The organism is Rhizobium sp. TBD182, assembly GCF_001950375.1.
GTDB lineage: Bacteria > Pseudomonadota > Alphaproteobacteria > Rhizobiales > Rhizobiaceae > Agrobacterium > Agrobacterium tumefaciens.
The window spans coordinates 101,985-113,919 of the sequence record NZ_BDLN01000006.1; the positions used below are offsets into that span (position 1 = coordinate 101,985).

Here is an 11,935-nt window from a genome sequence, read left to right on the forward strand (position 1 = left end):
CGGTCGCTCAGATCGCATACAATTTCCGCACCAAATCGAAAACAATCGATGTAAATTTGAGCAGGCCGGTGGCGGGACTGGCGGACACATCGAAATTCCCTTTTTATATCAATGACAAAGCCGATTGGCACGGCTCCTGCATGACAAAGACGTCGCAGGAGAGTGTTCATGAGCAAAGCCGCAGCAATCGACATCGCTTCCGTTTCCAAGATTTATGGCAACACCACCGCGGTGCATGCCATAAGCCTCAAGATACCGGCAGGAAGTTACTGCTGCCTGCTCGGTCCTTCGGGCTGCGGCAAGACCTCGACACTGCGAATGATCGCCGGCCACGAAAGCATTTCAAGCGGCGATGTCAGGCTTGGCAATGTGGTCGTCACCGATCTGCCGCCCGCCAAACGCGGCACGGCAATGATGTTCCAGTCCTATGCGCTGTTTCCGCATCTCGATCTCGTCGACAACGTTGCCTTCAGCCTCAAGATGAAGGGGGTGGACAAGGAAGCGCGCCGCGCCAAGGCGCTGGAGATGCTGCGGCTGATGCAGCTCGAACCCTATGCCACCCGGCGCCCGGCCCAGCTTTCCGGCGGGCAGCAGCAGCGCGTGGCGTTGGCTCGCGCGCTTATCACCGACCCCGAGGCGTTGCTGCTGGATGAGCCGCTTTCAGCACTCGATCCTTTCCTCAAGATCCGTATGCGGGCCGAGCTGAAGAAGCTGCAAACCTCGCTCGGCATCACCTTTGTTCACGTCACACACAGTCAGGAAGAGGCAATGGCGCTGGCCGACGTCATCGTCGTCATGAATGATGGCCGCATCGAGCAGGCAGCGACGCCGCGCGAGTTGTTTGAGCGCCCGGCTACCGCTTTCGTCGCCCGCTTCATGGGCGATCACAATGTCATTTCCGGTCGGTTCAAGGAAAAGAACGGCGATCTCGTCACGCTGGAGGTTGCAGGCGGCGGCACCTTCACGGCAGGCGGCGTTGCCCCGGATGACGGCGCGGTCGATATCGCCGTTCGTACCGACCGTGTGCGCGTCGGCGAGGCGGATCAACCCGGTTTCGGTTTTACCGGTATCGTCTCGAATGTCGAATATCGCGGTGCAAGCGTGAAGATCGCCGTGACCGGCGCGGGCATTGAGGATTTCAACGCCATCCTCAGCGACGTCGCCTTCTTCGAAAAGCCGGTAAAGACCGGCGACGCCATACCGCTTTCATGGAATGCGGCCGATGCCGTCGTGCTCGGCCGGGTAGAGAAGTGACCCCAAAAATAACCAGAGGAGAACTTTGAAATGACCGACAACTCCAACAGCAACAAGGGCCTGTCCCGCCGCGGCCTTCTAAAAGCAGGTGCCGCCGCAACAGGCGCGGCCATCGGCTCCGGCCTTGTCACCGGTTTCCCGACCATATGGGCGCAGAACCCGATCACGATCCGCCAGTTCGGCACGGGTGTTTCGAACCTCAATGCGATTGCCGAAAAGTGCAAGGCTGATCTCGGTATCACACTGGAGATGACGGCGACGGATTCGGATGCGGCCGCGCAGCGCGCCGTGACCCAGCCGAACTCCTACGATATCGCCGATATCGAATACTGGATCCTGAAGAAGGTCTACCCGGCGGGTGTCATTCAGCCAATGGAAATCAAGAAGCTGAAATATTACGACAAGATCGTTCCGCTGTTTAAAAACGGCAAGCTGACGCCCGATAGCGTTGTGGCCCAGGGTACCGCCCCGCACACGGTCGGTTTCGTCGAAAAGCCCGGCGACAAGAAGTTTGCGAAAAGCGAAACCGATTATTTCACCATGGTTCCGACCATCTACAATGCCGATACGCTCGGCATTCGCCCCGATCTCGTCGGCCGCGATATCACCAGCTGGGCCGATATCATGGACCCCAAGTTCAAGGGCAAGGCCTCTATCCTCAACATCCCCTCCATCGGCATCATGGATGCGGCGATGATCATGGAAGCCATGGGCAACATCAAATATGCCGACAAGGGCAACATGACGAAGGAGGAGATCGACAAGACCATCGACTTCCTCATCAAGGCCAAGAAGGACGGCCAATTCCGTGCCTTCTGGAAGAGCTTCGATGAAAGCGTCAACCTCATGGCGTCGGGTGAAGTCGTGATCCAGTCCATGTGGTCGCCCGCCGTCGCCGCCGTTCGCTCCAAGGGCATCGCCTGCAAATACCAGCCGCTCAAGGAAGGTTATCGCTCGTGGGGCGGCGGCCTTGGCCTTGCCAAGCACCTCTCCGGTGCCAAGCTGGATGCGGCCTATGAGTATATCAACTGGTACACCTCCGGCTGGGTCGGCGCCTACCTCAATCGTCAGGGCTATTACTCCGCCGCCATGGATACGGCCAAGGAACATATGTCGGCCGACGAGTGGGGCTACTGGGTCGAAGGCAAGCCCGCGCAGGGCGATATCATCGCGCCTGATGGCAAGGTCATGGAAAAGGCCGGTGCAGTGCGCGACGGCGGTTCGTTCCAGGAGCGCATGGGCAAGGTCGCCTGCTGGAACTCCGTCATGGACGAGGACCGCTACATGGTTCGTCGCTGGAACGAGTTCATCGCGGCCTGATCTTCTCGCCTTTCGCAGACATGAGGCCGCGCCGACGCGGCCTCTCTTTCACAGGCAGCCAGCAGGAGAAAAGCCTTGGCGACAGTCAGATTCATCGGCGTGAGCGAAAAAAAGGACAAGCCGTCCCGCAGCTTCGCCCTGCCGCAGAAGCTTGTGTCCTATATTCAGGCCACACCGCTTTTCCTGATCCTCGGCTTTTTCCTGCTTTTACCGATCGTCATGATCGCCGTCGTCAGTTTCTGGGATTATGATTTTGCCCAGATGTATCCGGGTTTCGTGACCTTCAACTATACCGAGACGCTCGGTTCCTGGGTCACGTGGCAAACCTATATCAACACGCTGAAATTCGCCGCCATCGTCTGGGCGATCACGCTGTTCTGCGGTTTCTGGGTCGCTTATTTCCTCGCTTTTCATATCCGCACCACCACCATGCAGATGGTTCTGTTCCTCGTCTGCACCGTGCCTTTCCTGACTTCCAACATCATCCGCATGATTTCCTGGATTCCCGTTCTCGGGCGCAACGGGCTGGTCAACAGCGCGCTGGTCAGCGCCGGCATCGTACCTGCGCCAATCGAATGGCTGCTCTATTCGGATTTTGCCGTGGTGCTGGCCATGGTGCATCTTTATACGCTTTTCATGGTCACACCCATCTTCAACACGCTGATGCGCATCGATAAATCGCTGATCGAAGCGGCGCGCGATGCCGGGGCGACTGACTGGCAGACCCTCTGGAACGTTATCATTCCGCTTGCCAAACCGGGCATGGCGATCGGCAGCATCTTTGTCGTGACGCTTGTCATGGCCGATTTCTCCACGGTTCAGGTGATGTCCGGCGGGCAGAGCGCGTCGGTGGCACTGATGATGAAGAACCAGATGTCGCTGCTGCAATATCCCGCGGCGGCCGCAAATGCCGTCATCCTGCTCATCCTCGTTCTTCTGATGGTCGCGGGCATCCTGCGCATCGTCGATATCCGCAAGGAGCTGTGACCCATGCATTCGGAAAAACGCGGCCGTGAATTCTATGTCCTCGCCTTCTTTTTTCTGCTCTTCGTGCTGTTCCTCTACGGCCCGCTGTCGGCGATCCTCATCCTTGCCTTTCAGGGGCCGAATGGCGGACTGACCTTTCCACTCAACGGCGTTTCGCTGCACTGGTTCGGCAATCTTTTCGAACAGCAGGCGGTCGGCGATTTTGGCGGCTCGTTCCGCCGTTCCTTCGGGCTTGGCGTTATGGTCATGGTCGTCACGGTGCTCGTCTCGCTTTTGGCGGGTCTCGCTTTCCGGCGCAAATTCATCGGCGCGACGCCGCTATTCTATCTTTCCGTCGCAAGCCTCGTGGTGCCATCGATCATCATATCACTCGGTATCGGCGTTCTTTTCCAACAACTTGGGCTGGAACCTTCATGGTATACATCAGCATTTGGCGCGCACCTGACCTGGACGCTGCCATTCGGCGTGCTCATCATGCTGGCGGTTTTCAACCGCTTTTCTCCATCCTATGAAGAAGCCGCCCGCGATCTCGGGGCATCCGCCTGGCAGACCTTTGCCCATGTGGTGCTGCCGATGATTGCACCGAGCCTGATAGGCGTCGGCCTGTTCGGCTTTACGCTTTCCTATGACGAATTTGCCCGTACGCTGATGACGTCAGGCACCTACAACACCCTGCCGCTGGAAATCTACGGCATGACCACCAACGTCACGACGCCAGTGCTTTACGCGCTCGGAGCCGTCACGACCCTTTTCTCCTTCCTGGTTATTGCGGCCACGCTTGGCCTGATCGTTACTCTGAACCGTCGCCATTCGCGTTGATGAAAAAACAGAACATGCGCATCCTCGTCATTAATCCGAATACGACGCAATCCATGACGGCGACGATCGCCGACGCGGCGACGCGGGCGGCCAGTTGCGATACGGAAATCCTGGCAGTGACCTCTTCCATGGGGCCTGTCTCCATCGAAGGATATTACGATGAGGTTTTCGCGGTACCCGGCCTGCTGCTCGAGCTTGCCAAGGCGCCGACGCTTGGTGCCAGGGCAGCCGTCATCGCCTGTTTCGACGACACCGGGCTCGATGCGGCCCGCGCGCTCGCCGACATACCCGTAATTGGGATTTGCGAAGCGGCGGTTTCAGCCACGGCATTCATCGCGCAGAGGTTTACGATCGTTACGACGATGGAGCGTTCGCGGCTGCCGCTCGAACATCTCGTTCACCGTTATGGCATGTCTGCCCGCTGCAATGTGCGTGCCGCCGATATTCCCGTCCTGTCGCTGGAAGATCCGGCATCAAATGCCAGGGAGAGGCTGCGGGAGGAGATTTCACTGGCCCTGCGTCAAGATCGCGCCGAAGCGATTGTGCTTGGCTGCGCCGGTATGGCGGATCTCACCGCCGAGTTGCGCAGCGAATTCGGCGTGCCTGTTATCGATGGCGTCGCTGCGGCGGTGAAACAGGCAGAATCGCTGGTATCGATGGGGCTTTCGACCGCCAAGCGCGGCGCCTACGCCACGCCACTCGCCAAGCCCTATCGCGGATTGCTTGAAGCGTTCGGGCCGGACAGGCTTGCCGGGGTATCTGTGGACGGTTGAAACAGCCGTTCCAATGTGTTCGGGCGGTGACGCGGTCTGCCGTAAAATGCACGCGAATATTTCCCAGAAATCGGCGACGGATTTTGCGCGGGTCTGCGTTAAAGTGGCAAGGTGCGGGACATCCTCACTGAAGCCGCCGTCATTCCGCATGGATTTCGCCCGTGTCCGACAGGACAGTACGGAGACAAAGCCCGATACATGGTAAGCGATCCGGATGCAGATTTGGTGGCGGATGTCGCTGCGGGAGATGTCCGCGCGATGCAGGCTCTGGTGACGGCCAAACTGCCGAGGATCATGGCGCTTGCCACGCGTATGCTGGGTGATCCGGCACAGGCGGAAGACATCGCGCAGGAGACCTTCCTGCGGATATGGAAACATGCAGGCACGTGGCGGCAGGGGCGTGCGAAATTCGACACATGGATCCACCGGGTGGCGCTGAACCTCTGTTACGACCGCTTGCGAAAGCGCCGGGAAATATCGGTTGCTGAGCCGCCCGAACAGATTGACGGCAGTGTGCTGCCCGATGCCGCCCTGCCATATGATGGTGACGAGAGCGGTGCCGTGGCGCGCGCCTTGCAGGCCATACCCGCGCGACAAAGGGAGGCGATCGTTCTGGTCTATTATCAGGAGATGTCGAACCGCGAGGCGGCTGATGTCATGCATGTCAGTGTGGACGCACTGGAAAGCCTTCTGGCGCGTGGCCGCCGGGCACTCCATGCGATTTTGAATGAGGGCGACCAATGAACGGGGCGAAGAAGACGCTCATGGATAACAAGGTTTTTTCCGATCTTGTGGCTGCCTATGGTGCCGATCCACAACGCTGGCCGGAAGACCGGCGGCTGGAGGCCATGGCTTATGCGGAGACGGCAGACGGCAGGCGCCTGATTGCGCAGGCGGCACCTCTCGATTTTATGCTGTCGGCATATCGTCTTCGCGACCCTTCGGCCATGCTCAACGCGAAGATCATGGCGCAGGCAAAGGCGCAGACCACCAGACGCAGATGGATCGTCCGGTACGGGCTGGGTGCGGGCATGATCGGCATCAGCCTTGCGGGCGCGCTGACGGGAGCGGTTGCCGTCATCAACCTCACGCCACCGCCCGCCCTGACATTGGGCGATACGTTGACCGCGTTCGGAAACCTGCAAACCGAAAACGAAATGACCGAGGAGACGAAATGAGCGATCAGAATTTCCGCTGGATAGTCGTTGTCCTTCTCGTCGCGAATACGTTTCTTGTCTGCGCGCTTGCCGGCGCAGGGTTCGTTTATCTGCGGAACGACCCGGCCGCTGCCGCTGCCCGCATGCCGCTTGCGGGCGAACAATTGCCAAAGACCGAAAGGGAGGCCTTCCGGCGCAGCCTTAGCGATGCACGCAGGACCATGCGGGAAACCTCCGCCGAGGCGCGCCAGGCGCGTATCGAGGCGGCGTCCCTGATGGGGGCAGAAACGCTTGACCCGGAGGCATTGTCCGCAGCGCTTGAGCGTGCCCGCAAGGCGGAATATGAGGTCCGCGCCGCAACCGAGATGCAGGCCGTGGAGTTCGCCCGCACATTGTCGCTAGAGGCGCGGCGCCGGCTGGCGGAAGGCTTGCTCGCCCGTGAGGCGCCGAAACCGGCCACGAAATAATCACATTTCAACAGCGACGGATTTTGGCCCTGGCGCCCGTTGAATGGTCGATAACGAAACGGAGTTCGTATCGGCCATGTCAAATTCCAGGGAATTGGATGCAGCACTCTGTCTGTGGCGTTTCGGCCTCGGCGCGCGTGAAGGCGATATCCAGGCGATCAAAGACGACCCGCGCGATCTGTTGCGGCTGGAAATTACCGAACGCGCCACACCAATTCCTGTCGGCGCACAGCTTCATTCCAGCGCCGATCTTCTGATATCGCTGATGGCGTATAACAAGGAGATCAAGGCCGAGCGTGAAAAACCTGCTGTCCTCACAGTCGCGGCCACCACCGGCGCCGCAGGTGCGACCGCAGGGGCCATGAGCCCACCATCGCCGGCAATGGCAACTGCCGCAAACGCTATGGACAATGCGGGCATGATGCCGCCTGCCAGTGCTTCACAGGACAAGAAGCCGGACGTGCCGGCCACCAAGCGCCCCTATTTTCCCCAGCAGATACTGCTTGCGGAGGCGGACGCCCGCTTCAACGGCACGATACGCCAGCCGCTGATCGGTTTTGGCGAGCGGTTGGCAATGTTCTGGGCCAATCACTTCGCGGTTGCCACCGGCAAGGGCGGTGATGTGCACATTCTCGCCGGCGCTTTCGAGCGTGAGGCGATCCGTCCGCATGTCTTCGGCAATTTCGAGGATATGCTGGTCGCAGTCGAGACCCATCCCGCCATGCTGTATTTTCTCGACAATCAGCAATCGATCGGACCGAATTCGCAGGCCAACAGGAACGGCAAGCGCGGGCTCAACGAAAACCTCGCGCGCGAAATCATGGAACTGCATACGCTCGGGGTGGATGGCGGCTATAGTCAGGCTGATGTTACAGCACTTGCCCGCATCATCACCGGCTGGAGCGTCTATCGCGACGAGAAGCGTCCGGGTCCGCTTGGCCGATTTTCCTTCAACGCCAACAACCATGAACCCGGCGACCATGCCGTGATGGGCATCACCTATGGTGAAGCGGGGGTAGAGCAGGGGCGGCGGGTGCTGCGCGATCTTGCGCACCATCCGTCCACCGCGCGCCATCTCGCCTACAAGCTCGTACGTCACTTCATCAGCGACCAGCCACCGCCGGAGCTGGTGGCGAAACTTGCCGCCGCCTACACCAAGAGCCACGGCGATCTTTCTGCCACCTATATGGCGCTGATCGAGGCTGAACAGTCTTGGAGCCCGGCGCTGACCAAGCTCAGACCTCCGTTAGATTTCGTGACGACCGTCATCAGGGCGAGTGGAATAGTGCCAAAACCCGAGCAGGTAATTTCCGTGCTCAACGCGTTGGGACAGCCGCTGTGGAACCCCTCCGGACCGAACGGTTTTGCCGATGTCACCGATAGCTGGGGTTCTTCCGAGGGCCTGGCGACGCGTATCGATGCCGCCAGTCTGTTCGCCCATCAGGTTGCGGGTTCAATCGATCCGCGCGACTTCATCGCAGACCGGCTGGGGCCACTTTTGTCCGAGGAGACGAAAAAGGCCGTGCAGCGGGCTGAGAGCAAACCGCAGGGACTGACGATTGCTTTCCTTTCCCCCGAATTCCAGAGGCGTTGACCATGCTGTGTGAACATCTTTCCCCAACCCGCCGCGCTCTTCTTGGCACAGGCGGCGCGCTTTTTGCCTGGGCCTTCATGCCGCGTTTTGCTTTTGCTGCCGGCGGGCGCGACCCACGTTTCGTCACCATCATCCTGCGCGGCGCGCTCGACGGGCTGACCGCCGTGCCGCCCGTCGGCGACCCCGACTATGAGGCGCTAAGGCAAGAGATCGCCATGCGCACTGAAGGCGACAATCCAGCCCTCGCGCTGGATGGTTTCTTTGCGCTCCATCCATCCCTTCGCAATTTCCAGCGGCTGTACCGGAAGGGCGAGGCAGCGGTGGTCCACGCCAGCGCCACCGGTTATCGTGACCGTTCGCATTTTGATGGCCAGGATGTGCTGGAATCTGGTTTTCCGACCCCCGGCCATGTCGAGACGGGTTGGCTGAACCGTCTGCTCGAACAGTTGCCGGCGGGTGAAACCATCAATCCAGCTGCGGCCGGGCAGCGGGTGAGCGGCCTTGCCATTGGCGCCAGCGCTCCGCTTGTCATTCGCGGCAAGGCACCGATATTGGGATGGGCGCCATCCGTTCTCAAACCCGCCGATGGCGATCTCGCTCCGCGCCTTGCCGATCTCTACGGCCAGACGGACCCGATGCTGGCGGCATTGCTTGCCGAGGGCATCGAAACCGGCAGGATCGCCTCCGGCGTCGATATCAAGGCGCGCGGTGGTCCGGGTGATCCTGTTGGCATGGAGCAGATGGCGCGGGGTGCAGCGCGGCTGATTGCGCACCCGGAAGGGCCGCGCGTTGCGGCGCTGGCTTTCGAGGGTTGGGACACCCATGCCCATGAGGTCGAGCGTCTTTCAAAATTGTTGAGCGGGCTGGACAATGCGCTTGCCGCCTTCGAGCAGGAGCTGGGGCCGGTCTGGAAGGATACGGCCATATTGGTCGCGACGGAATTTGGCCGTACCGCCCGTATCAACGGTACGGAAGGAACTGACCACGGAACGGCAACAACGGCCTTTCTCGCCGGCGGCAGCATCCGTGGCGGGCGTGTCATCGCCGATTGGCCCGGCCTCAAGCTCGCGCAGTTGCGGGATGGGCGGGACCTTGCGCCCACGACGGATATTCGCGCGATCATCAAGGGCCTCGCGGTCGATCATCTCGGCGCAAGCGCTGCCATGCTCGACAAGGCGGTCTTTCCCGGTTCGGAGGCCATCCGGCCCATGAAGGGACTGATCGTCTGAGGCTCGAAATGACGTAAAAACGAAGATATGGAGCGCGTCGAACGATCCCGTTCATCGAGGATGCGCTTCCGCCTCTTCATATCCCTGTCATAATAGTGTCTGATATCGATATCGTTTTTGATACGGACATTGTGTAGACGAACAGCCGTTGCACGCTCAGGGAGCTTTTTCGTGAAGTCGTCAACGCAAACCATCCGCACTGAAGCGGCCACCCCTCGAAGCGGCACGCCCGGCGAAGTTTTTACGGCGTTCCTGAAGCTCGGGGTCACCTCCTTCGGCGGTCCCATCGCCCATCTCGGTTATTTTCGCGATGAGCTGGTCTTGCGGCGTAAATGGATCGATGAGGCGGGTTATGCCGATCTCGTGGCGCTCTGCCAGTTCTTACCGGGGCCGGCCTCCAGCCAGGTCGGTTTTGCCCTTGGGTTGCTGCGGGCAGGGCCGCTCGGTGCGCTGGCGGCCTGGACGGCCTTCACCCTGCCATCCGCTATCCTCCTGCTTCTCCTCGCCATGGTCGCCGCGTCGATAGAAGGGCCGGTCGGTACCGGCCTGTTGCATGGCCTCAAGATCGTTGCGGTCGCCGTGGTGGGGCAGGCCGTCTGGGGCATGGCAAAGAGCCTTGCCCCAGATAGACAGCGTGCCAGCATCGCGCTCGTCGGCATCATCTGCGTCGTGTTTGTCGCGGGGGCTTTTGGCCAGATTCTGGCGCTTGCCTTGGGTGCCATTGCGGGGCTTTGCTTCTGCCGCAGCGAGGCCGCGCGTCAGGCATCCCATCTCGCATTCCGGGTGCCGAAAAGTGTCGGATACATTGCGCTTGCCACTTTCGCGCTCCTGCTGGCCTTCCTGCCGGTCTTCGCGGCGATGGCCGGCTCGCAAGGCCTCTCATTGTTCGATGCGTTCTATCGTGCCGGCGCCCTTGTCTTTGGTGGCGGCCATGTGGTGCTGCCATTGCTCCAATCGGCAGTGATTTCCTCGGGCTGGGTGACTGAAGATGCGTTTATCGCCGGTTACGGTGCAACCCAGGCCGTTCCCGGCCCGCTGTTCACCTTCGCGGCCTACCTCGGCGCTGTGGTGGGGCCGCAGCCGAACGGTATTGCGGGAGCAGTCATTGCGCTTGTCGCGATCTTTCTGCCGGGCATGCTACTGCTCGTCGGTGCGCTGCCCTTCTGGGAGGGGTTTCGCAAGCACCTTCTGGCGCAGGCTGCCATGCGCGGCGCAAATGCCGCCGTCGTTGGCATTCTCGGGGCCGCGCTTTATGATCCGGTGTGGACAAGCGCCATATTCATGCCGAAGGATTTTGCACTTGCGCTGACGGGTTTCATTCTGTTGACGGTGTGGAAGACGCCGCCATGGATCGTGGTGGTCATCTGCGCGATTGGTGGCGTTCTGCTCGCCCTGTCATAGGCCGTCTTGCGCAGGACCGATATTGGTAAACATCCAGTCCGAGAAGGCCTGCATGGCTGGTGTCGGCGGCTTTGATTGCAGCCTCGTCAGCCAGTAGCTGCCGAGCGATATGGTGACGGGGAAGGGCTGGACGATAGCCCCGGATGCCAGATGCCGCGAGAACATCGATGGCGGGGCAAGCGCCACGCCGAGCCCTTGCAATGCGGCCTCCATCATGCCGAGCGAGGTATCAAAAACGATGCCGGCATTCACCTGCGCCACCGGTGTTACGCCAGCCGCTGCAAACCACGTGGCCCATTCGTCAGACCTGTAGCTACGCAACAGCGTGGCGTCCGCGAGATCAGCGGGGGATTTCAGTGTCTCCGCCAGTTTCGGCGTACAGAGAGGCGAAAGGGGCGCCTCGAAAAGCCGGAATGCATCCGTGCCATGCCAGGAGCCCTGGCCGAATCGAATAGCGAAATCGAGGCCTTCGGCGGCCATGTCCACGCGGTTGTTGTTGGTGGAAACGCGCACGTCGATGAACGGGTGCCGCTTTTGAAATTCCCTCAGCCGCGGCAGCAGCCAGCCCACCGCAAAGGTTCCCACGACGCCCAGAAACAGCAGTTCGCGCACCTGACCGGCTTCGATCCTGTCGAGCGTGATCGCCATCTGATCGAAAGAGCTGGTGACCGTCGGTAGCAGGGCTTCGCCTTCCGCGGTGATTTTCAGGCCTCTTGGAAGCCGTTGAAAAAGGGAAACCCCCAGTCGTTTTTCGAGGCCCTTCACCTGTTGGCTCACAGCCGCCTGCGTCACGCAGAGTTCTATGGCCGCGCGGGTGAAACTGAGGTGCCGCGCTGATGCCTCAAATGCCCTCAAGCCGTTCAGTGGAAGAAATTGCCGAACCATTCAAGACCTAGATTTTGTTATGCCTCGTCCGAGATATCATGATTTGTTC

The 11,935-nt window shown here is 60.4% G+C and carries 12 protein-coding genes; 11 read left to right on the top strand and 1 reads right to left on the bottom strand.

From position 1 onward, the window contains the following. Nucleotides 1-168: 168 nt before the first annotated feature. From T18_RS18250 to chrA, 11 genes are all read left to right on the top strand, one after another. Nucleotides 169-1,254, top strand: a complete 1,086-nt coding sequence (locus T18_RS18250; RefSeq protein WP_038493737.1) for an ABC transporter ATP-binding protein — start codon at nt 169-171, stop codon at nt 1,252-1,254. Between the two features lie 30 nt (nt 1,255-1,284). Further along, a complete protein-coding gene (locus tag T18_RS18255; protein WP_003517786.1) occupies nt 1,285-2,574 on the top strand; it encodes an ABC transporter substrate-binding protein in 1,290 nt (429 codons plus the stop codon). 75 nt (nt 2,575-2,649) lie between these two features. Next, a complete protein-coding gene (locus tag T18_RS18260; protein ID WP_038493733.1) occupies nt 2,650-3,561 on the top strand; it encodes an ABC transporter permease in 912 nt (303 codons plus the stop codon). A gap of 3 nt (nt 3,562-3,564) precedes the next feature. After that, the gene (locus T18_RS18265) at nt 3,565-4,380 is read left to right on the top strand and encodes an ABC transporter permease (RefSeq protein ID WP_003517782.1); all 816 of its coding nucleotides are present in this window, start codon (nt 3,565-3,567) and stop codon (nt 4,378-4,380) included. Nucleotides 4,381-4,394: 14 nt separating this feature from the next. Beyond that, the gene (locus tag T18_RS18270) at nt 4,395-5,153 is read left to right on the top strand and encodes an aspartate/glutamate racemase family protein (protein WP_038493729.1); all 759 of its coding nucleotides are present in this window, start codon (nt 4,395-4,397) and stop codon (nt 5,151-5,153) included. A 198-nt stretch (nt 5,154-5,351) separates the two neighbouring features. After that, the gene (locus T18_RS18275) at nt 5,352-5,897 is read left to right on the top strand and encodes an RNA polymerase sigma factor (RefSeq protein ID WP_038493726.1); all 546 of its coding nucleotides are present in this window, start codon (nt 5,352-5,354) and stop codon (nt 5,895-5,897) included. Between the two features lie 20 nt (nt 5,898-5,917). Beyond that, complete coding sequence (locus T18_RS18280) at nt 5,918-6,331, top strand: hypothetical protein (RefSeq protein WP_233283675.1); 414 nt, start codon at nt 5,918-5,920, stop codon at nt 6,329-6,331. Further along, on the top strand, nt 6,328-6,777 hold the full coding sequence (locus tag T18_RS18285) for a periplasmic heavy metal sensor (RefSeq protein ID WP_003517770.1): 450 nt from the start codon (nt 6,328-6,330) through the stop codon (nt 6,775-6,777). The genes T18_RS18280 and T18_RS18285 overlap by 4 nt, the downstream gene beginning before the upstream one ends. Nucleotides 6,778-6,820: 43 nt before the next feature. Further along, the gene (locus T18_RS18290; RefSeq protein WP_038493719.1) at nt 6,821-8,371 is read left to right on the top strand and encodes a DUF1800 domain-containing protein; all 1,551 of its coding nucleotides are present in this window, start codon (nt 6,821-6,823) and stop codon (nt 8,369-8,371) included. Between the two features lie 2 nt (nt 8,372-8,373). After that, a complete protein-coding gene (locus tag T18_RS18295) occupies nt 8,374-9,600 on the top strand; it encodes a DUF1501 domain-containing protein (protein WP_038493716.1) in 1,227 nt (408 codons plus the stop codon). Between the two features lie 171 nt (nt 9,601-9,771). After that, entirely contained in the window at nt 9,772-11,001 is a 1,230-nt protein-coding gene (gene chrA, locus T18_RS18300) for a chromate efflux transporter (RefSeq protein ID WP_038493713.1), read from the top strand. Here the strand turns inward: chrA and T18_RS18305 are convergent. Next, complete coding sequence (locus tag T18_RS18305; protein WP_035199295.1) at nt 10,996-11,886, bottom strand: LysR substrate-binding domain-containing protein; 891 nt, start codon at nt 11,884-11,886, stop codon at nt 10,996-10,998. The two genes, chrA and T18_RS18305, sit on opposite strands and share 6 nt — an antisense overlap. Nucleotides 11,887-11,935 lie beyond the last annotated feature (49 nt).